The sequence below is a fragment of the Catalinimonas alkaloidigena genome (genome assembly GCF_029504655.1).
In the GTDB taxonomy this organism is placed as follows: domain Bacteria; phylum Bacteroidota; class Bacteroidia; order Cytophagales; family Cyclobacteriaceae; genus Catalinimonas; species Catalinimonas alkaloidigena.
This window is the reverse complement of record NZ_JAQFIL010000001.1, coordinates 2,503,935-2,528,873: the sequence shown is the minus strand read 5'-3', so window position 1 is coordinate 2,528,873 and position 24,939 is coordinate 2,503,935. Positions and strand designations below refer to the sequence as shown.

Genomic DNA, 24,939 nt, shown 5'->3' with positions numbered 1-24,939 from the left:
AAGTGAGTAACTATTCAATCAGAGATCTAGAACAGCTATCCGGGATAAAGGCACATACCCTCAGAATTTGGGAACAGCGATATCATTTTATTGAACCTAAACGTACCGAAACCAATATTCGCTTTTATGATGACAATGATCTCAAACTCATCCTTAATATTGCCTTGCTAAAAGACAATGGATTTAAAATATCCAAAATAGCTGGCATGACTGAGGATGAAATGTTGAAGGAGGTGTTCAGGCTTACTGAAAAAAATTTACGTTATCCTGATCAAATTCATGCATTAACGCTGGCTATGATTGATCTGGACGAAGACCGCTTTGAAAAAATAATGGCTACTAATATTCTCAAACTTGGATTTGAGAGTACTATGATCAATATTATATATCCGTTCCTATCCAAAATAGGCGTGCTTTGGCAAACGGGTGCGATTAGTCCCTCCCAAGAACATTTCATCGCTAACTTAATCCGCCAAAAACTTATCGTAGCTATTGATGGTCAATTTGTATCAAACTCTGAAAGCCAAGATAAGTACCTTTTATTTTTGCCTGAAGGGGAGTTACATGAGCTAACACTGTTATTCCTTTGCTACATCATAAAAGCAAGGAAGAACAAAGTACTGTATTTTGGTCAGAATCTTCCTTTTGAAGACTTAAAATCAATATATAAACATCATAAACCAGATTATATCCTTACTATTTTTACAACCAAACCTCCTGAAAATCAAGTAGATGAATACGTAGAAAAACTAGCAAAAACATTCTCAACGACTGAAATACTGCTTAGCGGATACCAAGTCATTGGCAAAAATTATCAAAGTTTTCAGAACGTAAAAATGTTTACGCGTATTGATCACATCATTAAATTTGTTGAAGAAAACAGCGTGCAAAATCTTTCACATCAATAAAAATTAACGATTCAATTTTTACCTTTTTTAAGATATGCAAGCTCATAGAAAACACATGTGGATTTTCTTCGTATAACAGGTAAACAGCATTGTTTATTTTTTAAACTTCAATTTCTGATTGATGCATTTTTTGAATTCATTGGCATTTTAATTTTATTTTGTTTATCTTAATTATTGTTAATCCTAAACATTTGTTTTTTTGACTTCCATAATATTCAAAAAACAAATTTTTTAGCTTTACAAAATCGCTTTCAACTACCTGCAAAGGCATGTTTTGAAATTTTTTTGTTAATTTTTTTATTCTGTTTAATTTTTTTATATATTTAATTAAACATTTTTTTCTAATTACGTTTAATATATTAAACGTTTCCTTAAACAAAACCAAGCAAATTTTTTAACCATGACAGCACTTGAATTTAGTTACTCGCTCGACAAAATGTCTAAGTCTTTGAAGCCCTTCGCACTGAAGCTTACCAAAGATATGGAAGAAGCAAATGACCTTCTTCAGGAGACTATTCTTAAAGCTTTTACTAATCGTGATAAATTCACAGATGGTACCAATCTCAAAGCCTGGTTATATACCATTATGAAGAACACATTTATCACCAATTACCAGAGAATGGTTCGCCGGAATACTTTCATTGATACTACTGATAATTTACATTATATAAACAGTACCAGTAGTATTACAGAAAATATGGCTTATTCCAGTTTCGCAATGAAGGATATTAAAAGTGCCATTACGAAATTGGATGATGCTTACAAAACTCCTTTTATGATGCATTATCGTGGATTTAAATACCATGAAATTGCTGATCGCTTGAGCATCCCAATTGGTACTGTAAAAAACAGAATCCACATAGCCAGGAAAGAACTTAAATCCACATTAAAAAACTACGCTGTTAAATAATACGGAAGCGTTAGTAAATGAATGAAAAAAGGTAAGGTAGTAGTTATAGGTTCAGGATTTTCTGGCATCTCTGCTGCCACCAATCTAGCACAGAAAGGTCACGAAGTCACAATTCTTGAAAAGAACGAATCCGCCGGTGGGAGGGCTCGTTCTTTCTCAGAAAAAGGTTTCACTTTTGATATGGGGCCCAGTTGGTACTGGATGCCCGATGTATTTGACAAATACTTTGAAAGTTTTGGCTACTCGACTTCTCAGTTTTATGATCTCATAAGGTTAGACCCTTCTTATAAAGTAATATTTGGTAAGGAAGACTATTTAGATCTGCCAGCTTCTCTGGATAAGTTGGCAGATTTATTTGAGACCCTTGAAAAAGGAAGCAGCACCATGCTTGCCAAATTCTTAAAGCAGGCTGCTTATAAATATGAGGTGGGTATCAACAACCTGGTGTATAAGCCAAGTAGATCCGTTTACGAATTTTTAAGTTTACGGCTGCTTTATGACATACTCCGGATGGATGTTTTTAAGTCATTCCATAAGCATATCAGATCTTTTTTTCATGATGACAGGATCATACGTATCATGGAATTTCCTATATTACTATTAGGAGCCTTGCCCCAGAATACCCCTGCACTCTACAGTCTCATGAATTACGCAGATATCAAGCTGGGAACCTGGTACCCAATGGGAGGTATGCACAAAATCATAGAAGGTATGCTTGAGGTTGCTTTTGATAAAGGAGTTAAACTGGCATTAAATCAAAATGTAATAAAATTTGATATTGCTGCGGGTAGAATTAATAAGGTAATTACTGAGCGTGATGAGTTTGTTGCAGATGTCGTTGTGGCTGGGGCTGACTATCATCACGTTGAAAGTTCTTTACTTCCTGAAAATTACCGCAGTTATAGCGACTCGTATTGGGAAAGTAGAAAAATGGCTCCTTCTTCCCTATTATTTTATGTAGGTCTCAACAAAAAGCTGGATAAGCTCAAACATCATAATCTCTTCTTTGACGAAGATTTCACCCCTCATGCGAAAGATATTTACCAAAACAGGAAATGGCCAGAGAAACCATTATTTTATCTTTCTGTAACTTCTCAGACAGACTCTAGTGTAGCTCCGGAAGGACATGAGAATTTATTTTTTCTTATTCCAGTAGCACCGGGACTAAAGGATAGTGAAACAATAAGGGAAAAATACTACCATATTGTGATGGACAGACTGGAACATCTGATTGGACAGGAAGTGAAAAGCGCGGTTGTTTTCAAAAAATCATACGCACACAATGATTTTGTAAAAGACTATAATGCCTTTAAAGGCAATGCCTACGGCTTGGCAAATACATTGATGCAAACCGCCATTTTAAAGCCTAATCTAAAGAGTAAAAAGGTGAAAAATCTGTATTATACAGGACAGTTAACAGTTCCCGGACCGGGAGTCCCTCCATCACTAATCTCGGGTAAAGTGGTAGCGGAGGAAATTGCCAAAGATTATAGTTAGACTATATTTAAGTAAACAATATGCCCAATATTTATGACCCTCTTTGACTTGACAACATTTAAATGTAGTAAAGTTATTACCGAACATTACAGTACTTCTTTTACCCTCGGTATAAAAACTCTACATAAGCGCTTCCATTATCCAATTTATGCCATCTATGGATTTGTAAGGTATGCTGATGAAATTGTTGACACTTTTCATGCTCATGATAAAAAGACGCTTTTAGATAGGTTCAGTCATGAAACTTTTCAGGCTATAGAAGAAGGCATAAGTCTGAACCCGGTAATCCATGCTTTTCAAAATGTTGTGAATGAGTATTTGATAGAGAATGAGCTGATTGAAGCTTTCCTGAGGAGTATGGAGATGGATCTATACATGCAGAATTACAATGATCATAAATATGAAGAATACATTTATGGGTCAGCTGAGGTCGTTGGCCTGATGTGTCTCCGTGTTTTTTGTGAAGGCAATAAAGCACTTTATGAACAGCTAAAAGATCCTGCCAGAAGATTAGGTTCAGCTTTTCAGAAAGTAAACTTCCTAAGGGATATCAAATCTGATTATGTTGAGAGAGGCAGAGTCTATTTTCCGGGAGTGGATTTCAGTACATTTTCTACAAATGCCAAATGTGATATTGAAAAAGATATACAAGATGATTTTGATGCAGCCTATAGAGGAATCCTGAAGCTGCCCAATGGTGCTAAACTTGGTGTCTATCTGGCATATATCTATTATCTGAATTTGTTCAAGAAAATAAAGAACTGTTCCGCTGATAAAATTGCTGAGCAAAGAATAAGGATACCAGACAATCAGAAGTTTGCACTGCTGGTAAGCACTTATTTCAGAGCTCGTTTCAACTATTATTAGACCTAAAAGTAAGATTTTTTTGTTGTTCTCAAGTAAACAGTAATAAGTCATGTTACATCTCAAAGTAGATATTGATCAGAATTCAGGCTTTTGCTTTGGCGTCGTTTACGCTATTGAAATGGCTGAAGACATTCTAAATGAGTATCAGCATTTGTACTGTTTAGGAGATATCGTTCACAATGATGAAGAGGTTCGTCGCCTGGAAAAAAAAGGGCTTAAGATAATTAACCATGATGCACTTAGAAATTTACATAATGAAAAAGTTCTGATCAGGGCGCATGGTGAACCTCCATCTACTTACCGGATCGCACTGGAGAATAAGCTGGAGTTAATTGATGCATCCTGCCCAGTTGTGCTAAAACTTCAAAACCGTATCCGAAACAGTTACGATAAGCATGAAAAAATTTATATATACGGAAAACACGGACATGCTGAAGTGGAAGGCTTATTGGGGCAAACCGAACAGGAAGCTATCGTTTTTCAGGATATCAATGAGTTGAACATAGCTGACCTGCCGAGGAACCTTACCTTATACAGCCAAACTACTAAAAGTACAGATAAATTTTACGAAATCACCAGTACACTTCGTGATGCTGGAATTGAAGTAAATGCAAATGATACCATATGTCGGCAAGTATCTAATCGGGATAAAGAACTAAGAGATTTTGCTGGCAACTATGATGTCATTTTATTTGTATCAGGGACAAAATCTTCCAATGGGAAAGTATTATATGGTGTGTGCAAAGATAGAAACCCTAACACTTATTTTATTTCCAGCAAACAGGAGATTGACCCTGATTGGTTTACCACCACCAACTCAGTAGGCATCTGTGGCGCTACTTCAACACCAATGTGGCTCATGGAAGAAGTGAAAGTAAAATTGTTAAGTCTATAAAACAGGTATGGTTTGGTATCGTGAAAAAGGTGTATTCATAAGTTTGTCTATCATTTTTATGTGGTTTATAAGCTTATTCTGTCTTCTTCACTTTTTTGAAGTAAGCTGGAAAAATCCGTTCACTTACCTTTTTATGCTGATCCAGGCTCATCTCTACACTGGATTATTCATCACCGCTCATGATGCTATGCACGGAGCGGTCTCAAAGCACAAAAAAGTAAATGATACCCTGGGGAAAATAGCAGCAGGTATGTTTGCGTTTAACTCATACCGTAAATTATTTCCCAAACATCATTTGCACCATCGTTTCGTAGCTACTGAAAAGGATCCCGACTATCACAAGGGAAATTTCCTTAGCTGGTACATCAAGTTTGCGCTGGAATATGTAAGTCTCTGGCAAATACTTTTGATGGCAGCTACTTATGAGCTTTTACTGCTTGCTTTCCCAAAACCCAATGTAATCCTTTTTTATATATTACCTTCAATCTTAGCTACTCTGCAACTCTTCTATTTTGGCACGTATTTACCCCATAGAGGCATAAAAAACAATAAACACCACTCATCTACTCAGGCAAAAAACCATGTATGGGCTTTTGTGAGCTGCTATTTTTTCGGATACCATTATGAACACCACAATGCCCCGGGCGTGCCCTGGTGGCGATTGTATAAAGAGAAAGAAAAAATGATTAAGAGTTAATCTTTTCTTTGTTTTTACTTCTATATTTTGGCTGAGATGCAACGAGCAATGCTGCGCCTGCTCCTAGCAGAAAGCTAGCGAGAATAGCCGACCAGGTTTGACTTAAAAACGGCAAAACTTCATTTCTTCCGTTGGGATCAAACAAGTCAAAAACTAAGTAGGCCAGTGCCAAAAAACCGATTACCAAAAAAACAATTCCTGTAATTTTCATAAGATTAAAAAGTTTGATTATATAATCTTAACAGTAGAAACAGCACAGAGTTTGGTATACCTCAAGATACTTCCGCTTAGCGTTGCTTTTGATTAAGCATATCATCCAATGATGCGTTTTTATCAGCCTGATAAAGGTTTTCGTGAAATACATTGAGCTGCCTGAGCATCTCCAATAGCTCGTGTTTTTGCACTTCGTCTAAATCGCCCATCAAAAGATTGGATAGTTTTTTCATTTGTAAATCCGCATCAACAATAGTTTTTTTCCCTTTTGCTGTTAGTGAGACGAGTCGGGATCGTTTATCTAGCGTATCAACAGTTTCTCTAAGGTAGCCGGCCTTTTCAAGCCTTTTGATCATTTCAAAGCATGTAGTACTCTCAAGTAAGCTGAATTTTATCAATTCAGATTTCCTGGCTTTTTTCAATAATTGAACTGACTTCAATAAGCCATATTCTTCTACTGAATTGATATGCAAATTTTGAAGTGCTTTCCGTGACCATAAATGTGTATACCTGATCAGACGGCCCCATAGTAATGTGAGCTGATCATCAATAGAGTAGGTATGATGTATATATTTCTGCGAAGGAGAATCTCTTGAACTATCATTTTCAACTTTTTGCTCCTGCTCTTCTGCTATTTTAGTAAGCCACTTAGCAAATGAAAATATATCCCCCTCATTCTGCCGTGTGAACGCTTGCCAGTAATTCAGTAGTTGCAATATTTTTTCTGTTTCTTTTCCCATAATTACTGAACAAATAGGATAGAAAAAGGTATAACAATATTGTAATAAAATTAATACGTATTTGTAGCAAATTCTTTGCGATGAAGATATTTATACCAATTCTGCTTGCGCCTTTTTTCATTTCATACCATCTAATGGCACAAAGCAGCGGGCAATTGAGCGGATTTGTAATAGATGCTAAAACAGAAGAACCACTGATCGGGGTAACTATCAAACTTGAAAACACAGATCTGGGAGGAACTACCGACGTAAATGGCTACTATACAATCAATAACATACCTACCCAAAGCTATAATGTATCCGCTTCTTATGTGGGCTATCAATCCCTTACCCGCTACAATATAATTGTTCGTTCAGGGGGCAATCCTGAACTTAACTTTGAACTGAACGAAACGGTGGATGAGCTGAGCGAAGTAATCGTAGAGGCCAGTCCTTTTGAAAAGCTTACTGAGACACCCAATTCCATTCAACGCTTATCGCAGGAAGAAATCGCTACTTATCCGGGAGGTAATAATGATATTGCAAAAGTAGTGCAATCTCTACCGGGGGTTTCCGGCTCAGTAGGCTTTAGAAATGATGTGATCATACGAGGAGGGGCACCCAACGAAAATGTATATTATCTGGATGGAGTGGAAATCCCAAATATCAATCACTTTGCCACCCAGGGAAGTGCGGGTGGTCCGGTAGGTTTGTTAAATGTTTCATTTATAGAAGGCGTTACCCTAAGTACCAGTTCTTTTGCTGCACAATATGATAATGTGCTTTCCGGAGTTTTACAGTTTGATCAGAGAAACGGCAACGCAAAAGAAAGAAGAGCAAACATCAGGGTCAGTGCCAGTGAGGCAGCTTTTACGTTTGAAGGGCCTTTGGTCAAACCTGATGAAGGGGAACTGGCCAGGACTACCTTTATCACCTCAGTAAGGCGATCATATTTACAATTTTTGTTTAAAGTTATCGGCCTGCCCTTTCTGCCGGATTACTGGGATTATCAATACAAAGTAAACCATAAGATAGATGACAGAAATGAGCTGAACCTCATTGGCGTAGGCTCCATAGATGATTTTCAGATCAACTCTCCGGAAGACTATAGCTTGGAACAACAAGCAACGCTGGATCAGGTACCGGTAATTCAGCAATGGACCAGCACTATCGGGCTGAGCTGGCGGCATCGCCTGAGAGGAGGCAATGGATTCTTCAGAGCTACCTTAAGTGGAAACATCCTCAATAATACTTTTACCCAATACGAAGATAATGTCAATCAGCAGGGAATTCTCTTCAGCAATGAATCTGAAGAAGATGAAAATAAATTCCGGTTTGAGATGACCAACTTCACTGGTGACTGGACGATCAGCAGTGGTGTATTGGCACAATATTCTCGATATACTAATAATACAACTGATGCTGTCAATGAGCTCAACTATGAGACAAACACATCGTTTTATCGCTTCGGTATTTTTGGACAGGTATCTAAACCTTTTTTTGGAGAAAGGCTGACTCCATCATTTGGATTTAGGGTTGACGGAAACACATTTCTGGATGAGGGCATGAACTTCATCAATACACTTTCACCCAGAATGTCTCTGGCTTATAGCGTAGCACCCCGCTGGACACTTAATGCGTCAGTAGGGCGTTATTTCAAAATCCCCCCCTACACTATTCTTGGCTATAAGGATAATGACGGAAATTATGCCAATAAGGACAGCGAATATATTCAAAGTGATCATCTGGTTACCGGGCTGGAATTTTTACCCAGAAAATCCACGCGCCTTACCCTGGAAGGATTTTATAAAAAGTATGAAAACTATCCGGTGTCTATGCGTAATGGTGTTTCATTAGCCAATTTAGGGGGTGATTTTGAAGTGCTGGGCAATGAAGATATTGCTAGTGTGGGTCTGGGAAGAAGTTATGGTATGGAATTTCTATTACAACAAAAACTTACCAGTAACTTCTATGGTATACTCGCTTATACACTATACTGGAGCGAGTTTACAGGTTTGAACAGTGACGAATATTCACCCTCAATCTGGGACAACCGGCATCTGCTCACCTTTACCGGAGGATACAAACTCCCTAATAACTGGGAGATTGGTCTCAGAGTGCGTTACCTGGGCCCTACCCCCTACCCTCCGGTAGATTTGGATAATTCACTAGATACATATCCTACTTTCATCTTTGAGTATGATCAGCTAGGTGAAGTAAGACTGAGTGCTTACAAGCAGGCAGATATCAGAGTGGACAAAAAGTGGAACTTTAGTAACTGGACATTTAATCTATTCCTTGAAGTAACCAATGTGTTGGGTAGTAATTTACCTAATGCACCCACTTACACGCTGGAGCGATCTGACGAAGGACAAATTTTGGTTCCTGAGCGTCTGATTCAGGTAGCAGGTACTGATAACAGTTCAGCTTTACCCACACTAGGGATTATCGTTGATTTCTAACTCTTACCAGGTCGGATAATATTCTTTGGCCCTGATTGAATCATAGTCCGGATTGGGTAATGGCATCTGGGCCTGCACTTCTTCTTTCCATTTTTGAAGCTTTTGATACATTGCCTGAGTACGCTCCGGCATTTCGCTGCTCAGGTCATTCGTTTCTCCTATGTCGTCAGTGAGATGATAAAGCGCAAGATGACCGTCTTCATGAAACTCTATTAGCTTATAATCTCCTTCTCTAATAGAACTATGCGGGTGCGAGCCTCCCTCATGATGATGAGGATAATGCCAGTAGAGGGCATCTCTGGATAACGACTCCTCTCTCTGCTCTAAAAGCGGTAGTATACTTTGTCCGTCATGATATCCCTCTTCAACTTCATTGTCTTTAAACAGGTCTCTGACCGTAGCAAATATATCCATAGAAATTACCGGCTCATCTACTTCTGTTCCCCCTTCAAATGTTCCAGCAGGTTTAACAATCATGGGCACCCTGGTCCCCCCTTCGTAAGGAGAACCTTTTCCGGAACGTAAGGGAGCATTTGAGGTGATGTCCCAGAGAATCAAACCACCATTATCACTGGTAAAAAAGATGATGGTATTATCAAGAATATCCATACTATCTAATGCATCTACAATTCGTCCCAGACTTTGATCGGTGCTACTCACCATCGCGGCATATTCAGGATTGTTATGTATAAAATCTTGCTGCACCTTTTCTTCATAATATGCTGTCAAACTATCTTTACCCTGTATGGGGGTATGGACGGAATAATGATCAAAATTAAGGAAAAAGGGTTCCTTCTGATTTTGTTTGATGAAAGTCAGCGCTTCTTCGGTTAATCTATCAGTTAAATATTCACCTGCTTCACCCCCTTCCAGGTATGGGATGGGTTCTCTGCCGGGTCTGACATAGGGGTAAAAATAGGAAGGGGGTGAGCCTTTGCTATAGCCAGCGATATTTACATCAAAACCCTGGTACTGAGGATAGTAAATTGAGTCTTCACCAAGATGCCATTTACCTACATGTGCGGTTTGATAACCTTTATTCTTAAGATATTCAGCAATTGTCTCTTCCTCTAGCGGTAAAAACTTTTGCCAATCCGGGACTTTAACTTTCCCATATTCATTAATGCTTCCTGCAATCCAGTCCGTAATATTGAGGCGGGCCGGATACTTTGCGGTCATAATCGCAGCCCGGGTAGGTGAACATACAGTGCATGCCGAATAGGCATTTGTGAACTTTACACCCATGTTCGCAAGTCTGTCGATATTTGGCGTCTCATGCAGATCACTTCCATAACACCCTAAATCAGACCAGCCCAGGTCATCTACCAAGAACACGATTACATTTGGCGGAAGCTGCTCACCTTCTCTGGTGTCACAGGCTGTGAGCAACATGAGCGTACAACTAAAAAGCAGCCTGACTAAAATAAATTTTTCAATAAAAATAGCTTTTAATGTAATCGGTTTCATTTTTTAAGTTTTGGTGCTTAACTTATTTGCTGAATCTTCAGCATTTTAGTTAAAAACCATTAAATTAACAGCAAAATCAATGTTTCAATCTATTTTTTTGATGAAAATTTAAGTTTTCTAGCTTGTCTCAGTTGAGTAAGTATAAAGATTGCAACTTCATTTGACCTTAAAAATTTTATATGTTTAACGACAACCTAAGTATGGAAAAGAATACGAATAGAAGGCAGTTTCTGGCCACCACCGGCGCTGCGATGGCAGGTACTATGATGGCTCCAAGTTTTTCTGCTTTCGGCAGACCTAAAGCTAAAATGAGAATAGCGCTGGTAGGTACTGGCGTAAGAGGTATCAGTATGTGGGGTAAGAGCGTTGCAGAGGAGTACAAAGACAATGTAGAGTTCGTTGGTTTATGTGATACTAATCCCGGCCGCCTGGCCTACGGTAAAAAATACATTGGTGTGGATTGTAAAACCTACACTGATTTTGAACAAATGATGACGGAGCAAAAACCCGAAGCGCTCATCGTTACTACCGTAGATGCCACGCACCACGAATTTATTATTAAAGGAATGGAAATGGGCGCGGATATCATCACTGAAAAGCCCATGACAACAGATGAGCGCAAGGTACAGGCAATTCTGGATGCTGAAAGAAGTACCGGCAAAAATGTCACGGTTACTTTCAATTATCGCTATTCTCCCCACCGCCAGCGAATGTATGAACTCATTCGGAAGGGTGAAATTGGTGATGTTACATCTGTAGATTTTCACTGGTACCTCAATACTGACCATGGCGCTTCATATTTCCGCCGTTGGCACGGTGAAAGAGAGCATAGTGGTACCCTACTCGTTCATAAAGCTACACACCACTTTGATCTGTTAAACTGGTGGCTGGAGTCCGAACCTGAAGAAGTATTTGCGTACGGAAAACTTGAGCATTATGGATTAAACAACGAATTCCGTGGTCCAAAGTGTAGAACCTGTGAACATAAAGACGATTGTAACTTTTATTGGGACATCACTAAAAACGAGCATTACATGAACCTTTATGTAGCCAATGAAGAATATGATGGCTACATACGCGACAATTGTCTCTTCCGCAAAGATGTAAACATCTACGATAAGATGGCAGCATCCATTCGTTATGCCAATGACGTACAGGTTAGCTACTCACTTACCACCTATTCGCCCTATGAAGGCTACCGCATAGCATTCAATGGTACAGGAGGCCGCCTGGAAGCCTGGATTCAGGAATCTCAACCCTGGGAAATGAAAGATTATGATGAGCTACGCCTCACCAAAAACTTTGGTGATACTGAGCTGATCCAGATTCCTCACGCAGGAGGTGGGCACGGAGGTGGAGATACGCGCCTGAAAGACAAAATCTTCAAAAATCCTGATATGGCTGACCCCTACCGTCAGTCTGCCGGCTCAAGAGATGGTGCGATGTCAGTGTTACTGGGTGTGGCTGCCCGTAACAGCGTAGAAAGCGGTGAGCCTGTAAAAATTGGTACTTTAACAGATCTAAAACCTAGAGCTACAAGGCTATAATAACAATACTAAGCTGGCTAATCGCCAGCTTTTTTCTTTCCTTAGCCTTCCTGCACTGCATGCCGCTCAGATTGATACGGTGCAGATGAATAGTTATACCTCCTCAGCCTTGCCCCCAGTGGACCTTAGGTTTGTAAATGCAGCTAAGTGGGTGAGGATGTACTTGCCATTTCCATAGACCGATGACTTGAAGCACGCATCATGCAAGCGCCCTACCCCGGCAGGAAGATGCGCGCTAGAGGGGTGGGTGGTTTATGCTAAGCGTCCCTTTCAGCATCCTAAATCGGTTGTTGAGTATCTGGGGCGTTACACCCACAAAATTGCTATCGCTCGGCGATCCGACAGTAATCACCGGATACTTAACCTGGATAATGGGCAGGTTACTTTCAGCTACAAGGATTATCGTAAGGGAGCACAGAAGCTACAGATGAGTCTCTCTGATAAAGAGTTTATCAGACGCTTCAGCCAACATATCCTACCCAGGGGATTTGTCAGGATGAGACACTACGGCTTCCTTTCTAGTTTTTGGAAGCCTGAAAAGCTACCTAGTCTCCAGCAAATGCTTGGCCTCCTTCCCTCTTCTGATGATCAGGAAGAACCGGTATCTCACCGTAAGTGCTGCGCCTGTGGTTCTGGTACACTGCAAACAATGAGTATGTTTTATGGTCGGGTCCGGCCTGGAAGGCTCCGCCGAAAGTCAGGCTGGAATGCATCGCAAAACAACAGAACAATCAGTGAAAAAACGGCATTATTGAGCGTAACAGGAAAGCTATGTCTTATCTAGTGGAAAACATTACTTTTTTCCTTGCTCTATTGAGGCCTGATCTGGTGGCTCCAGTAAAATGACACGCTAATACCCCAAACACAAAAAAAGAAGGCTTATTACCTTCTACAATGCATCCTCTCTAAATCATACCTAATCCCCATACAAACATCCTCGAGCAGGTTCAGTTCCACTGCGGCAGTCAACACAGGATTCATGTTGGGCCGTGCCGGCCACACGATTCCTTAATTGTTGTATGCCGTTTATTTTTTTAATTTCTTCCAATGAACCTAATCACTTTTGCTGTTCCGTTGTGGAAAGAACCTTCATGTAATTCAATTTCTACCTCTTCTAGTTTTATTATTTCAAAGTCTGAAAAATCATGTGCAATACTTTCTTTTGAAAAGAGCATATCTAACTTATTTGGGCCACCGATTTCTGGGTTTTTCTCTCGGAGAGTTAAGTTGTTTTTACTAAACCCTTCAAGTATAACCAAGCCCTCAGGTTTTATTAAACTCGCTATCTTTTTATGGTAATCAGACAAGATATTTGGAGGAAAATGTGCAAAAATCAAGACTGAAGCGTCAAAACTATGTTCGGCAAAATCCATGGTTAAAAAGTCGCCTACTCTATAGTCAATAGTTACATTTTCTAACGCAGCAAGTTTAAGAGCTTTATTCTTACCTTCTTGACTAATGTCAAATGCTGTAACATCTAATCCTTGTTTTACTGCATAAACCGCATTTCTTCCTTCTCCCTCTGCTGGAAACAATACTTTGCCGGATAAATTGTATTTATTTAATGCTTCTTTGAAAAAATCATTTGGTTCTTTCCCATAAGCAAAGGATGCTGAACGGTACCGTTCGTTCCACATTTCTTTCATTGTTTTCTCATTTTAAAGTGAGCGTAAAAACTTGTAATTATCGCTAAAGAAGAAACTATTGTCATTACCGTACCAGGCATGAAGTTTACATATCCTCCTAGATCCATAAATAGAAAATATCCCAGGTCGGTTAAACCTCCAGCGATAGCTGCCAGGAAAATGGCATTTTTATTTCCTTTCCATATGAAGAATGAACAGATCAAGGTTACTAGTCCGACCCAAAGAAGGTTAAATCCGTGCTGGCCAATTAGCGCGCCAGCAGCATCCGGATAATCTGCTTGGAGGGTTTCTGGATCGATCGCATCTGCTACGCCACTAACAGCGCCAGCTATGTCTCCACTCAGAATGAAATTATCCGTCATTATTCCAGCGAACATGTGTACTGCACCCCAGATGAACCATAGGACAGCTGATACTTTGAAGATAAGGTTAAAACTTTTCAGAATCATTTAGTTAATTGTTTATGTAGGATTGAAATTGTTCAACGGCCTTATCGAGCTTCTCCTTGTACTGAGGATCAGCGATTTCATTATCCTGTACATAGTGGTTAAATGAAGGCATATAGAAATCTGCAATAATGTCCGCACCAAAATAAGGGAATAGCTCTTTTGACACTTTCAGCACATTATTCATCGGCCGTCTACTTGGACTGGCAGACAATAGAAGCATCGGTTTGCTGTCCCAAATATTCATGGGTTTTTCCATTGGAATTCTCGATAGCCAATCCCATAGGTTCTTAAATGCTGAAGTATGCAAACCATTATATTCGGCAACTGAAATTACAATCGCACCGCTATCCTTGATCAATTGATAAAACTTCAGCGCATTTTCATGTACGCCATGTTCTCTCTCCAGGTCGAGAGAATAAACCGGTAATTCATAATCGTTGAGATCAACAAGCAAGTTGTCGGTGTTCGACAATCGATCTGCTGCCATTTGCGCTAATTGCTTGTTTATAGAATTCTTGCTATTAGAAGCACCGAAAACCAATATCTTCTTCATAATTATGAAGTTTGAAGTAGAAGGTCGATTTCGGGTTGAGTAATTTTTACTTGAATAGGTCTTATCTTTTTATCAGAAACAAATAACCCATTGTCTTTGTACTGATTGTTGAAGGCACCATTGTATAAGTTATTCGCTCCAAATTCAGGTGATTTGAACAAAAGATTACGGATAGGTTTAAGGAAGAAAGGCATACCACTTCCAGATGACATTTTTGTTTTTATTAATCCTGGGTTTACGCTTACAAAATGAACTTTAGGGTGTTGCTCGCTTAGGTGATTCATAAGGGTAACCATAGTTATTTTCGAATCCATATAAGACCCCATTAACTTCACGAACTTTTTTGGTTTTTTGAATGAAGGAATGTTTAATGACTTTTTCCTTTCCAAACTTCCGGTAGCCGTATTAACAACAAATGGATTATCTGATTTTTCTAGAAGAGGCAATAACTCCAATGTCAATAAGTAAGGACTGATGGCATTGATTTCCAACTGAAGTTCGTTACCGTAATCTGAAGTGTAAAGTTTATCTAATAAAACCCCTGTATTATTGAATAGCCCATCCAAATGATTCCATTTAGAATTAATGGCTTTGGCTACTTCTTTAATTTCGTTTCGGTTACTAAGGTCAGCTACAAATATTTCTATTTGGCTATCATTGGGGAATAGCTTTTTTGTTTCCTGTTTTCTAGTTTCGCTTCTTACAATAAGACCGATTAGATGACCTTCTGCTAGTAGTTTTTTGGTCAGATCAAATCCCATTCCTGAGTGTCCGCCTGTGATAATGATATTCATGCGTTAATTTTTTAAACTTTTGTATTGACTTTATCTTCTCTTAATTGACTGGAAGCAGTATCAACCTTCCGATTGCTACAAAAAGTGCAAACAACAAGAGTGGTATGTTTTTCTTGATGGCATCATATTCCTTTCGCTGGATATGCAAACCCATTGCGCCTAGCATAGTCATGACAAGACCGATGGCTGCAACAGGTGTTAGTATCGGTAGCACATCAATCGCCATAGGCAATACGACACCAACTGCACCTAAAAATTCTAATAACCCAATGATTTTGAATCCAGGTGTCGAAACGGCATCTACCCAGTCACCCATTTTGGGCTTGAGTTCTTCTTTCGATTTAGCCAGTTTCATCAGGCCAGCCATGAGAAACATGGCGGCCAATAGTCCTTGAACAATCCAAAGTGCTGTATTCATTGTTTTTCAAATTTTGTTGTTAATTCTTTTTATTGCTTTATCTCGCCAAGCCGCGACTAACTCTCAACCCTCGGTTTTTCGGTGTCAAGGATTCATGCTATTGCGGTCTAATTGGCCGCCAGCCACAACAACACACACCTTCAAGGGCTTCCTTCAAAGCCACGTGAACCGGTGATTCCCATGCAATTTTTAAGCTGAGAGACTCCTACAAGTTCACTAGCTACATTACACTCCTTCGCATCTTGCGATGCGGATTAGATTGTCATACCACCATCGACAACAAGCTCCTGCCCCTGAATATATGACGACTCATCGCTCGCGAGAAACAGAGCGACATTGGCAACCTCTTCGGCTCGACCAACCCGCCCAAGGGCGATTTGAGTCAGAACACCTTCACGCCTTTGCTCCGTTTCAGCATCCGACGACCCCAACTTTTCATAGATGGGCGTCTCGATTAGGCCGGGGCTCACTGCGTTGACGCGGATGCCTCGAGGCGATAGCTCTGCTGCTGCTACTCGAACCATCTGCTTAACCGCAGCTTTGCCCGCTGAATACACGCTCGAGCCGGGCATTGCCATCTGATTCGCGACAGCGGTAGTAACGATGATTGAAGCTTCTTCCTTGAGAGCTGAGATACCGTGCTTGATGGACAGCCACGGTCCCTTCACGTTGATAGCAAATTGCCTGTCATAGTTCTCTACACTGTGCTCCTCCCAAGGGGAAAACCACGCGATACCGGCGTTGAGGAACAGAACATCGATCTTTCCGTGCTTGCTGACCACTTGTTCGAACAGCCTCTTTATGTCGCCCTCGTTTGCCGCATCCGAAGCGATGACTTCCGCCTTACTCCCCAGTTCGGATCTGGCGGCTTCGAGAGTCTTGGGATTGGTTCCTGTGAGAATGACCTTAGCTCCTTCGTCCGCAAACCTTTTGGCTGTGGCGAAACCGATTCCTGTGGTTCCACCAGTGATCACTGCTATTTTGTTGTTGAGTTATAACCTATTCATGTTTTTCAAATTTTGTTGTTAATTCATTTTATGGAGCCCCTTCAATCTGCAGTCTGAGCTTTTGGGATAAGTCCGGACAGTTTATTTTTTCTTACCCACAGAAGAGTGCCGGTTAATAGCAGCAATACCAAGGAAGGTACAAATGCTTCACTATTGAGGATATGTGTACCTATGGCACCAATCATGAGAAGCACAAGGCCAATAGCCGCCAATCCCCTAAATTTCTTGATAAGTAGCCCAATCGCCCCAACTATCTCAGACGCACCTACAAAATACATGAAGGCCAAAGGGAACCCCCATTTTTGAAAATTCTGGACCATTTCCTCTTGTCCGCTAATTTTGGAAATTCCTGCCATTAAGAAGGCAGCAAATAGTAAAACGGCTATTACCCAGCCTATAACGTTCTTTGTTTTCATAATTCTAAAATTTGATTTTTGATGCAAAGATTGGGCGCTCTCAATCCCTGTGCATTCATGTAGATTAACAAATGCAAGATCAAGGACTGTTTCCAGCGATCTCAGCTCTCAGCATACTTAATGCTTGAGGTGTTATGCCCAGATAAGAAACGATCATTCTTTGAGGTATTCGCTGGAAAATGTCGGGATAGGATTGAATGAAGTGTTCGTTACGCTCAATAGCAGGCGCACTCATTAACATGATCACTCGCTTCTGAATCGTTAATTTTCTTTCAAAAATTTAGTAATCTCAGAAGGTTCAGCTCTGTTCCTGTAATCTGCATCCAAGAATGCGTAGATAATCTCACCTTCTTCATTAATTATATAAGTAGCAGCTAATCAGGTTAAACGCATTTAATTTTGATTTAATCTCTGGAGGATTCGAATTAGGTAATGGTCATCCCACCCTGCTATTTTCCTTCTGTTCTTAATACTTTCTTTATCTTTGATCTGATGGAGAAGTTGCAAGGCTAGCTTACGGGCGGTAGTCAAATTTTCGGCCGCATTCCCCGATTTAGTTCTGCTACTGTCCTCTCGGAAGATAACATCTAACTTCCAATGAAGCTGGTTTTCGATACTCCAGTGATTTCTGACTAATTGGTTAAACTCTTTAGTAGAGGCTTTCAGGCTACTCAAATAGAAACGTTTCTCTAAGGTCGTTTTGCCATTTTTTTCTCTGTGGGCTTCTATCATTACGATTGACTTTAGGTGCTTCCATGCTGACAAGTCATCAAGTAATTTAAGGTTAGATTCAACATAGCAGTTTCTGCGCTCTATCCTGCCACTGCCAAAATCTACCCACTCATCCACTGGCAAATATATCTTTCTTCTATCCATCCAATCTGTGATCTGCTCATAAATATGCTTATGATCTTTTTTGATGGCTATCAAATAATCTCCACCCTTTTCAACAATCAGGTCGGCATTCTTTACTTGACAGCCTGCCGCATCACTACTCACTAAACAGCCTTCCAGAGCTAAGGACTTCAACAGTTCGGGAATAGCCATTTTTTCATTACTTTTAGTATCTACCTTCTCTTGTCCTAGAACCAGATGCTGTTCAGCCACCCAAGCACTAATAATACAGATGCCACTTTTCTTGAACCCTGCCTTGGCCGTACCTCGGAGCACTTTACCATCCACATTTATTTGGGTGATATGACTGTAAATAAACCTCAACAATTCTTTAGACCAACTATACAAACATTCACCAAAGGCATTTTTGTCCATGTATTTGAACACCCGATTAAAAGTGTCATGAGATGGAATACCATTGGGTAAATCTAAAAACCCCTTTAAGAATGACTCCTTACGTTTCCCATAAGCCTCAATCTCTTCAAAATCGTCAGCCCCGCTTACAATAGCACATAAGGCTATCACTAAAATATCCACCAATTGGTGCTTCTTACGCCGATTTATCCTGAAATCAGGCACACTATCAAAAAACTTTTGCCAATTCATCCGGCAAAGCTACGCTTTACATGTTATTCTTGTACTTTTAATGCGTTTAACCTGGCAGCTAATGGAAGTTCGTTAGACTCATCTCCGTTATGGTTATTTAAGTCAAATGACTGATTGTACATTCCTGCCACTTCATCTGTAAGTTCAAATACGATTCCATACTCTTTGGCAACTTTATTTCCTACATCACTTAAAACTTCAAATTGTAAACCATGCTTTTCTGAAGTACTAATTGATTCATCAGGCAATTCTGGAGTCAATGCAATTAAGTTAGCTCCATGTGCTTTAAAGTTTGATAATTCTTCTTGTAATGCATGAAGTGTCAAATTGCAAAATGGACACCAGTTGCCACGGTACCAGGTTAAAATTACTTTTCCTTTTTTTAAATAATCGGACAATTTCACCGGTTTTCCCAAGGCATTGTTTAGCGTAAAATCTGGTGCTATGGCCCCTACCTGTTTTGCAATAGTTGTGCTTCCACTTTTCTCAACAGTTTCTATCAGTTCCTCGATGGCTCTTTTTCTGTTGTCATCAGCTTTTAGCGCAAAATTTGCTTTTAGCTTTTCCAATTTTGAATGAAGTTCTGTCTGCTTTTCCTTTTTCATATCCAATTTTATTGTATTACCCTTATGCTTTGCTTGTTTTTCATTGGTGCACGAAATAATTAGAACACAAAAAACAAGCACTGGCAAAACGTCATTTTTAATTTTTTCATTTAGTTCAAACTAAAGCAATAATGAACCCCTATGCATTCATGTAGATTAAGAAATGGAAGGACTTGGGGCTCCCTTTTTTGATTGAATGCCTTCATTTACTCTTGGGATTACTTCTTTTCCAATTAGTTCGATAGCATGCATCAGTTGTTCATGACTGAGGAAGGTATTATCCATGTTGAAAGTAAAGCGGTCAATTCCTCCTAATGCTTCACTGTGTCGCAAGATTTTGTCGGCTACCTCTATCGGGTCACCAACCACTAATGCTCCTCGTTTGTCAGTCTGATGATCGTACCCCTCGCGGGTCACTGGTGGCCACCCTCTTTCCTTGCTGACATCATTAAACATCTTTGCATACCCTGGATAATAGATATCCAGTGCCTTCTGATGGTCATCATCTAAAAAGCCTAAAGAATGAAGGCCAATTTTCATTTTTTCTTTTGGGTGACCATGCTCAAGATAGGATTGCCGATAGAGATCTATCATTGGCCGGAATCTCTCTGTCTGTCCTCCGATGACTGCCGCCATTAATGGCATCCCAAGTTTTCCTGCTCTATGAAATGACTCACTACTCCCTCCAACACCTCTATAAATTGGGATTTCCTGCTGCAAGGGGCGAGGATAAACGGCTTGATTAACAAGAGGTGACCTGAATTTTCCGTTCCAGGTAAGTACTTCTTCTTCCCGGAACTTTAAGAGTAATTCAAGTTTTTCTTCGAACAACTCGTGATAATCATTCAGGTTGTAACCGAATAGTGGGAATGAATCTGTAAATGAACCCCTGCCTACCACGATTTCGGCCCGACCATTAGAGATTAGATCGAGTGTTGCAAAATTTTGAAATACCCTTACCGGGTCAGCAGAACTCAAAACAGTCACCGCGCTGCTTAGCTTTATTCTTTTAGTTCGTGCGGCCGCTGCGGCAAGGATTACAATATTGGCTGAGTCCAAAAACTCTTTTCTGTAATGTTCGCCAATAGCAAACGAATCAAGCCCCATCTCATCAGCATAGACCATTCTGTCCAAAAGTTGCTGAATTTCTAATTCTGGATTCAGAACTTTTCCTGTTTTAGGATCAATATGAGCCCCCGCAAAGCTGTCAATTCCTATTTCCATTTTTTCAAGTTTTATGATGCACCAAATTCCGCTATCCAAAGTGGAAATGCATTCATGTAGATGAATAAATGACTTAAGGATGGTTTATTTCCTAGCGAGTTCCGCTCGAAGGGTACTCAGTGCCTGTGGTGTGATACCAAGATAAGATGCGATCATTTTTTGAGGTACTCTTTGGACAATGTCCGGATAGGTTTGAATGAAAAGTTCGTAACGCTCAATGGCTGGAGCACTCATCAACATGATCACCCGTTTCTGAAGTACTCCAAGACGTTTGATTATTTTTTTTGCTTCAAGCTCTGAGTCAAAGTCTTTTACTCTTTGAATAACAATCGTATCTTCCAACGCATCAATGAATAGGTCGCATGGCTGTTCTGGCGGAACATTATCGGCAATAATCCAACCTTCCGGAGCGAACATGAAGATGTGTTCCTTGCCTTTGGTATCAATGGTATAGCTGCGTAGCAATCCAGATTCAACTTGATATACCTTACTGTTCAAGTCTCCTTTTCTCTGAATTATTTGTCCTTTTTTGATCTTTACTTCTTTCACAGCATTTGATTTTCCTAATGGCATAGAACGGCTACCATAGCCGCTGGCGAGGCCATCGGCCGAAGCATAGAGGCTATGGAATGTTATGCACTGGGTTTTAATTTTCAATTAATTCTACAATTTCTGCTTTTGAAGCCACCAAAGAAAAATTTATGTCTATGTACTTAAACTCTAAAGTTGGTAGAACTTTCAATAAATCGGTTGAGTAATCTGTTTTATTTGGCGAAAATACTGGTGTTCCATAAAAGAGTCTTTCTGCTATTCTAAATTTAATCTTTTCTTTTGGTGGCAACTGAATTTTTTTGTTATCCATAAATCCAAGCGGAAATATTTCTTTCTGATAATGCTTTCCAGCATAATTGAAAGTGACCAAATATCTAGCTTCACTAGGATAAATTGATATTGATGAATCTTCGTCATTATAGATCGACACTTTCATCTCGAGAACTGGACCATCTTCATGAAAGGTGATCTCACCTGTTCCCTCCTGAATAACTCTAGAAATTCTTAATGTATCAATTGCTAATTCTAAATTTTGTGAAAAAGCCAAATGCGAAGCAGATAGTAGCAAAACAAGTAGAATTGTCATACTTAGCTTTATCATCTGGCTTTTATCATAAAATGGTTTTAAATTTTACCTAGTGCATAACTTCTGTATAAAGTGCACAGTGCACTTTATCTGCAATACCTCATCTAATGTAAAGACTTTATATTTAATTTTTATAGGTTTTTATGTAAAATAATTGTGATTTTACGCCCGATGACTTGAAGCACGCATCATGCAAGCGCGCTACCTCGGCAGGAAGATGCGCGCTAGAGGGGTGTTGTTGTAGCAAGTAATATAAAGCATTCATCTCAAAAACAGTATGGGAAATATGATAAACATAAAAACCTGCAATGAATTACAGGTTTTTATAAATCGACATATTTATTCAATTAGCTAATATGGCTGAATAGTTGATTTACTTTTATTTGATCGAACCATAAGCACAATAAATAACAGCAAGAATCCAATACACAGGTAGACGAAACTATCTTGAATAACTGAGTATAATGTAGTGACACCTTTGGTAGGCAGTTGTGAATACATGATTTTATCATTATTGTCAAAACTGCTCATTTGTGAAACCATTTCACCGTATGGTGTAATTGCTGCGGAGAGCCCAAAACGCGTTGAACGAAGTACCGAGTGACCTTGCTCAACTGCTCTAAAGGCTGCCATTTCTGTATGAACAGGGTCAATGCCTCTCCAATCACTTGACGGAAGAATAACCATATCTGCTCCTAATTCACCATACCCTTTTGCCAGATATGGAAAATCATAATCATAGCAAATTGCGGCTCCGACTTTTGTTCCTGTTATATCAGCCACTTTTAAAGGTGACTTTCCCTGTACTGCAGGTTCTCCGGGTACGGGTTGATGCTTGAGGTATGTATGCGTAATGTTTCCTGACGAATCGATAAACTGGTACTTGTTCTCATATCTCAAGGGAGATTGTGAAATGGGTGACACATAAGAAGCTACCAAAGTGATATTGAGTTCAGCAGCTAGTTCCTTGATGGAGTTAATCCATTCCTTCTCATCTTCAGGCATTATAAATATAGCGGCTTCGTTCCATGATATTATTTTAGCACCACCGTCCGCTGCAGTTTTGGTTCGTTTAAATAATGCCGTTTTAGTCTGTTCAGTTCTTTCCTTAGTTGGCAATGGTAAACCACTTGCCTCCGAGTCTGTTCCAGCTGCTGCAACAATTACAGTGTCAATACCATTGGCTTTGCTCATGTCGTATCGGATGGAGCCAAAAACAATTAAAAGGAACAGCACAATTAACGGGAGCTGAAATGTTGGAATAGAGATTTTTCTTTTGATTATGATATTGGCAATTGAGACATTAACCCAATAAATCAGAAAGCTTAGACCGGCCATCCCAAACAGGGATACTGTTTGAATAAGCGATACATTATCGTGCATGGTATATGCTGCTACTCCCCAACTGGCAATAGGTGTAAAAGTGTATTGAATCCATTCCATAATAACCATGATGACAGGAAATAGAAACAGTGCATATTTTTGATTTTTAAATTTACTCCAGATCAAGTATCCCGGCAGGTGAAATAAACTTATTGGGATCGAGTAGAGGAAGACCAGCACCAATGGAATTGGATCGCTGATAATCTTCGTTACTACAAAGGACCAAGCCAAAACTAAAGCGAGAAAAAAGGTTAATCTTGACTTCCAACCTAGTGTGAGACTTAGATAAATTAAAAATGGAACACTTGAAACCCAAGCCATGACTTCAATACTAAAGGTCATGTGAGTTAGGGCCATGGTAACTACTCCAATTGCGAGATACCAAAGTGGATTAATTTTATCTACATAAGATCCTTGTGCGGGGGTACTTGATAATTCTTGCATCCTTCTTTGTTTTTAAGTTGACAACAAAGATCGATGATGCGGATTTCGAATCCATTAACATTTGTTAAAGGATGATCTTTTACTCCAAGAGTCCTTTACGGAGCCTGCTTAGGGAAATATTTGTAATTCCCAGATAGGAGGCAATGTCAACATGTGAGATTAGATTTTCCAGAAAGTGATATTTTTCTCTAAAAAGAATGAGCCTTTCTCTCCCGTTCAGCGAGGCGAGGGCAATTTCTTTTTCAACTTTTGCAAGGAGTTCATTTTGTAAAACCATATTTCCAAACTCGCGTATGTCAATGTGATTTATCATTAGCTGCTCAAACTTGTCAGCGTTTAAACTAGCTACGGTTAGCTTTGTAAGCGCTTGAAAATTGAGGTGAGATATTTGATTAGCTGTTCTCGTTTTATTCGGAGAGAGTACACTGCCTTCAAGAAAATAAGATATAGTTATTTCCTCACCTTCCGGGCTTAGCAAAAAGCTCCGGCAGACGCCTTCATAAACAAAGTATTCCTTGTTATTTTTTTTCCCTCTATCAATAAACACATCACCTTTTTCATAAACTTCAACTAAAATCAAGTCACTCATCAGATCTAATGACCCCTCCGATACAGGTGACATTTTGTTGACTATGGGTCTTGTTCGTTCTTTAATCTGTTCGAAATTCATGATTATCTTTTATTTGCTACAACATCTGTATAAAGTGCACAGTGCATTTTATCCGCAATACCTCATCTAATGTAAAGACTTTATATTTAATTTTTATAGGTTTTTATGTAAAATAATTGTGATTTTACGCCCGTTGACTTGAAGCACGCATCATGCAAGCGCGTTACCCCAGCAGGAAGATGCGCGCTAGAGGGGGCCTAAACAGAAGCTGCCCGGGATGCCTTAACCTTCCTCATTTGTTCATGCCTGAATTTTCTTTCTTGAGGTTTGCCGGGAGTTAAGGGACAAGAAACAAAATAAAGCAACAAACCTTTCAGTCACCCCGTAGGGATTCCGGCCTGGAAGGTCCGGCCTGGAGGGTCCGGCCAGGAAGGCTTTACCACTCCGTGGCGGCCATGCAGCAGGGCTGTACTTCTTACAAGGTGGTAAAGATTCCTTTGCAAGTTTCACAAGCTCCGGAATGACTCCGATAACAAAGGGTTTCTCTGCCTCACTTAGAGTTACCCCGTA

26 protein-coding genes and 1 pseudogene are annotated in these 24,939 nt (G+C 39.7%); 9 read left to right on the top strand and 18 right to left on the bottom strand.

Translation table 11 applies throughout. The annotated features are described in order from the left end of the window. The first annotated feature begins 2 nt into the window (after positions 1-2). The 6 genes from OKW21_RS10365 to OKW21_RS10340 all read left to right on the top strand — a co-directional run bounded on the left by OKW21_RS10365 (position 3) and on the right by OKW21_RS10340 (position 5,774). A complete protein-coding gene (locus tag OKW21_RS10365; protein WP_277479346.1) occupies positions 3-908 on the top strand; it encodes a MerR family transcriptional regulator in 906 nt (301 codons plus the stop codon). Between the two features lie 400 nt (positions 909-1,308). Then, positions 1,309-1,818 (top strand): RNA polymerase sigma factor, encoded by a 510-nt coding sequence (locus tag OKW21_RS10360; protein WP_277479345.1) that lies wholly within the window; start codon positions 1,309-1,311, stop codon positions 1,816-1,818. 21 nt (positions 1,819-1,839) lie between these two features. After that, entirely contained in the window at positions 1,840-3,315 is a 1,476-nt protein-coding gene (locus OKW21_RS10355) for a phytoene desaturase family protein (protein WP_277479344.1), read from the top strand. Positions 3,316-3,348: 33 nt separating this feature from the next. After that, positions 3,349-4,182: a phytoene/squalene synthase family protein gene (locus tag OKW21_RS10350; protein ID WP_277479343.1), complete on the top strand. Its 834-nt coding sequence runs from the start codon at positions 3,349-3,351 to the stop codon at positions 4,180-4,182. A gap of 49 nt (positions 4,183-4,231) precedes the next feature. Next, positions 4,232-5,077, top strand: coding sequence for a 4-hydroxy-3-methylbut-2-enyl diphosphate reductase (locus OKW21_RS10345; RefSeq protein WP_277479342.1), 846 nt, complete (start codon positions 4,232-4,234; stop codon positions 5,075-5,077). Positions 5,078-5,084: 7 nt separating this feature from the next. Next, a complete protein-coding gene (locus OKW21_RS10340) occupies positions 5,085-5,774 on the top strand; it encodes a fatty acid desaturase (RefSeq protein ID WP_277479341.1) in 690 nt (229 codons plus the stop codon). Here the strand turns inward: OKW21_RS10340 and OKW21_RS10335 are convergent. Both OKW21_RS10335 and OKW21_RS10330 read right to left on the bottom strand, forming a co-directional pair. Continuing rightward, positions 5,764-5,985: a hypothetical protein gene (locus OKW21_RS10335; RefSeq protein WP_277479340.1), complete on the bottom strand. Its 222-nt coding sequence runs from the start codon at positions 5,983-5,985 to the stop codon at positions 5,764-5,766. The two genes, OKW21_RS10340 and OKW21_RS10335, sit on opposite strands and share 11 nt — an antisense overlap. Positions 5,986-6,061: 76 nt before the next feature. Beyond that, a complete protein-coding gene (locus OKW21_RS10330) occupies positions 6,062-6,727 on the bottom strand; it encodes a MarR family winged helix-turn-helix transcriptional regulator (RefSeq protein WP_277479339.1) in 666 nt (221 codons plus the stop codon). A gap of 155 nt (positions 6,728-6,882) precedes the next feature. Between OKW21_RS10330 and OKW21_RS10325 the strand changes: the two genes are divergently transcribed. Further along, positions 6,883-9,168, top strand: a complete 2,286-nt coding sequence (locus tag OKW21_RS10325) for a TonB-dependent receptor (RefSeq protein WP_277479338.1) — start codon at positions 6,883-6,885, stop codon at positions 9,166-9,168. Positions 9,169-9,171: 3 nt separating this feature from the next. On the opposite strand, the gene OKW21_RS10320 is transcribed toward OKW21_RS10325, so the two are convergent. Beyond that, positions 9,172-10,635, bottom strand: a complete 1,464-nt coding sequence (locus OKW21_RS10320; protein WP_277479337.1) for a sulfatase — start codon at positions 10,633-10,635, stop codon at positions 9,172-9,174. 200 nt (positions 10,636-10,835) lie between these two features. On the opposite strand from OKW21_RS10320, the gene OKW21_RS10315 reads away from it, so the two are divergent. Further along, positions 10,836-12,182, top strand: a complete 1,347-nt coding sequence (locus OKW21_RS10315; RefSeq protein WP_277479336.1) for a Gfo/Idh/MocA family protein — start codon at positions 10,836-10,838, stop codon at positions 12,180-12,182. Positions 12,183-12,426: 244 nt separating this feature from the next. Beyond that, positions 12,427-12,920: pseudogene (locus OKW21_RS10310) on the top strand (IS91 family transposase); the annotation flags it as partial. A gap of 296 nt (positions 12,921-13,216) precedes the next feature. Here the strand turns inward: OKW21_RS10310 and OKW21_RS10305 are convergent. The 15 genes from OKW21_RS10305 to OKW21_RS10235 all read right to left on the bottom strand — a co-directional run bounded on the left by OKW21_RS10305 (position 13,217) and on the right by OKW21_RS10235 (position 24,429). Then, a complete protein-coding gene (locus OKW21_RS10305) occupies positions 13,217-13,828 on the bottom strand; it encodes an SAM-dependent methyltransferase (RefSeq protein ID WP_277479335.1) in 612 nt (203 codons plus the stop codon). Then, positions 13,825-14,277 carry a hypothetical protein gene (locus OKW21_RS10300; RefSeq protein ID WP_277479334.1) on the bottom strand — a complete coding sequence of 151 codons (453 nt, stop codon included), beginning with the start codon at positions 14,275-14,277 and terminating at the stop codon, positions 13,825-13,827. The genes OKW21_RS10305 and OKW21_RS10300 overlap by 4 nt, the downstream gene beginning before the upstream one ends. Before the next feature lie 4 nt (positions 14,278-14,281). Continuing rightward, on the bottom strand, positions 14,282-14,830 hold the full coding sequence (locus OKW21_RS10295) for an NADPH-dependent FMN reductase (protein WP_277479333.1): 549 nt from the start codon (positions 14,828-14,830) through the stop codon (positions 14,282-14,284). Positions 14,831-14,832: 2 nt separating this feature from the next. Next, positions 14,833-15,624 carry an SDR family NAD(P)-dependent oxidoreductase gene (locus OKW21_RS10290; protein WP_277479332.1) on the bottom strand — a complete coding sequence of 264 codons (792 nt, stop codon included), beginning with the start codon at positions 15,622-15,624 and terminating at the stop codon, positions 14,833-14,835. A 40-nt stretch (positions 15,625-15,664) separates the two neighbouring features. Next, positions 15,665-16,042 carry a DoxX family protein gene (locus OKW21_RS10285; protein WP_277479331.1) on the bottom strand — a complete coding sequence of 126 codons (378 nt, stop codon included), beginning with the start codon at positions 16,040-16,042 and terminating at the stop codon, positions 15,665-15,667. Positions 16,043-16,296: 254 nt separating this feature from the next. Next, positions 16,297-17,022 carry an SDR family oxidoreductase gene (locus OKW21_RS10280; RefSeq protein ID WP_338130115.1) on the bottom strand — a complete coding sequence of 242 codons (726 nt, stop codon included), beginning with the start codon at positions 17,020-17,022 and terminating at the stop codon, positions 16,297-16,299. 68 nt (positions 17,023-17,090) lie between these two features. Further along, positions 17,091-17,465: a DoxX family protein gene (locus OKW21_RS10275; RefSeq protein WP_277479329.1), complete on the bottom strand. Its 375-nt coding sequence runs from the start codon at positions 17,463-17,465 to the stop codon at positions 17,091-17,093. Positions 17,466-17,544: 79 nt separating this feature from the next. Next, positions 17,545-17,706: a hypothetical protein gene (locus OKW21_RS10270; RefSeq protein WP_277479328.1), complete on the bottom strand. Its 162-nt coding sequence runs from the start codon at positions 17,704-17,706 to the stop codon at positions 17,545-17,547. 152 nt (positions 17,707-17,858) lie between these two features. Further along, a complete protein-coding gene (locus OKW21_RS10265) occupies positions 17,859-18,965 on the bottom strand; it encodes an ISAs1 family transposase (protein ID WP_277478228.1) in 1,107 nt (368 codons plus the stop codon). 23 nt (positions 18,966-18,988) lie between these two features. Further along, positions 18,989-19,570, bottom strand: a complete 582-nt coding sequence (locus OKW21_RS10260) for a peroxiredoxin-like family protein (protein ID WP_277479327.1) — start codon at positions 19,568-19,570, stop codon at positions 18,989-18,991. 156 nt (positions 19,571-19,726) lie between these two features. Next, positions 19,727-20,794: an Atu2307/SP_0267 family LLM class monooxygenase gene (locus tag OKW21_RS10255; protein ID WP_277479326.1), complete on the bottom strand. Its 1,068-nt coding sequence runs from the start codon at positions 20,792-20,794 to the stop codon at positions 19,727-19,729. An 84-nt stretch (positions 20,795-20,878) separates the two neighbouring features. Next, positions 20,879-21,451 (bottom strand): Crp/Fnr family transcriptional regulator, encoded by a 573-nt coding sequence (locus tag OKW21_RS10250; RefSeq protein WP_277479325.1) that lies wholly within the window; start codon positions 21,449-21,451, stop codon positions 20,879-20,881. Beyond that, a complete protein-coding gene (locus OKW21_RS10245) occupies positions 21,441-21,932 on the bottom strand; it encodes a hypothetical protein (protein WP_277479324.1) in 492 nt (163 codons plus the stop codon). Before OKW21_RS10245 ends, OKW21_RS10250 begins: the two co-directional genes overlap by 11 nt. Positions 21,933-22,283: 351 nt before the next feature. Next, complete coding sequence (locus OKW21_RS10240; protein WP_277479323.1) at positions 22,284-23,759, bottom strand: nitrilase-related carbon-nitrogen hydrolase; 1,476 nt, start codon at positions 23,757-23,759, stop codon at positions 22,284-22,286. Between the two features lie 79 nt (positions 23,760-23,838). After that, a complete protein-coding gene (locus OKW21_RS10235; protein WP_277479322.1) occupies positions 23,839-24,429 on the bottom strand; it encodes a Crp/Fnr family transcriptional regulator in 591 nt (196 codons plus the stop codon). Between the last annotated feature and the right edge of the window lie 510 nt (positions 24,430-24,939).

Bases quoted from the DNA above. Each gene is read 5' to 3' on its own strand.
- OKW21_RS10360 (WP_277479345.1), top strand. From the start codon at position 1,309: ATGACAGCACTTGAATTTAGTTACTCGCTCGACAAAATGTCTAAGTCT.
- OKW21_RS10355 (WP_277479344.1), top strand. From the start codon at position 1,840: ATGAAAAAAGGTAAGGTAGTAGTTATAGGTTCAGGATTTTCTGGCATC.
- OKW21_RS10350 (WP_277479343.1), top strand. From the start codon at position 3,349: ATGACCCTCTTTGACTTGACAACATTTAAATGTAGTAAAGTTATTACC.
- OKW21_RS10345 (WP_277479342.1), top strand. From the start codon at position 4,232: ATGTTACATCTCAAAGTAGATATTGATCAGAATTCAGGCTTTTGCTTT.
- OKW21_RS10340 (WP_277479341.1), top strand. From the start codon at position 5,085: ATGGTTTGGTATCGTGAAAAAGGTGTATTCATAAGTTTGTCTATCATT.
- OKW21_RS10335 (WP_277479340.1), bottom strand. From the start codon at position 5,985: ATGAAAATTACAGGAATTGTTTTTTTGGTAATCGGTTTTTTGGCACTG.
- OKW21_RS10330 (WP_277479339.1), bottom strand. From the start codon at position 6,727: ATGGGAAAAGAAACAGAAAAAATATTGCAACTACTGAATTACTGGCAA.
- OKW21_RS10320 (WP_277479337.1), bottom strand. From the start codon at position 10,635: ATGAAACCGATTACATTAAAAGCTATTTTTATTGAAAAATTTATTTTA.
- OKW21_RS10315 (WP_277479336.1), top strand. From the start codon at position 10,836: ATGGAAAAGAATACGAATAGAAGGCAGTTTCTGGCCACCACCGGCGCT.
- OKW21_RS10305 (WP_277479335.1), bottom strand. From the start codon at position 13,828: ATGAAAGAAATGTGGAACGAACGGTACCGTTCAGCATCCTTTGCTTAT.
- OKW21_RS10300 (WP_277479334.1), bottom strand. From the start codon at position 14,277: ATGATTCTGAAAAGTTTTAACCTTATCTTCAAAGTATCAGCTGTCCTA.
- OKW21_RS10295 (WP_277479333.1), bottom strand. From the start codon at position 14,830: ATGAAGAAGATATTGGTTTTCGGTGCTTCTAATAGCAAGAATTCTATA.
- OKW21_RS10290 (WP_277479332.1), bottom strand. From the start codon at position 15,624: ATGAATATCATTATCACAGGCGGACACTCAGGAATGGGATTTGATCTG.
- OKW21_RS10285 (WP_277479331.1), bottom strand. From the start codon at position 16,042: ATGAATACAGCACTTTGGATTGTTCAAGGACTATTGGCCGCCATGTTT.
- OKW21_RS10275 (WP_277479329.1), bottom strand. From the start codon at position 17,465: ATGAAAACAAAGAACGTTATAGGCTGGGTAATAGCCGTTTTACTATTT.
- OKW21_RS10270 (WP_277479328.1), bottom strand. From the start codon at position 17,706: ATGTTAATGAGTGCGCCTGCTATTGAGCGTAACGAACACTTCATTCAA.
- OKW21_RS10265 (WP_277478228.1), bottom strand. From the start codon at position 18,965: ATGAATTGGCAAAAGTTTTTTGATAGTGTGCCTGATTTCAGGATAAAT.
- OKW21_RS10260 (WP_277479327.1), bottom strand. From the start codon at position 19,570: ATGAAAAAGGAAAAGCAGACAGAACTTCATTCAAAATTGGAAAAGCTA.
- OKW21_RS10255 (WP_277479326.1), bottom strand. From the start codon at position 20,794: ATGGAAATAGGAATTGACAGCTTTGCGGGGGCTCATATTGATCCTAAA.
- OKW21_RS10245 (WP_277479324.1), bottom strand. From the start codon at position 21,932: ATGACAATTCTACTTGTTTTGCTACTATCTGCTTCGCATTTGGCTTTT.
- OKW21_RS10240 (WP_277479323.1), bottom strand. From the start codon at position 23,759: ATGCAAGAATTATCAAGTACCCCCGCACAAGGATCTTATGTAGATAAA.
- OKW21_RS10235 (WP_277479322.1), bottom strand. From the start codon at position 24,429: ATGAATTTCGAACAGATTAAAGAACGAACAAGACCCATAGTCAACAAA.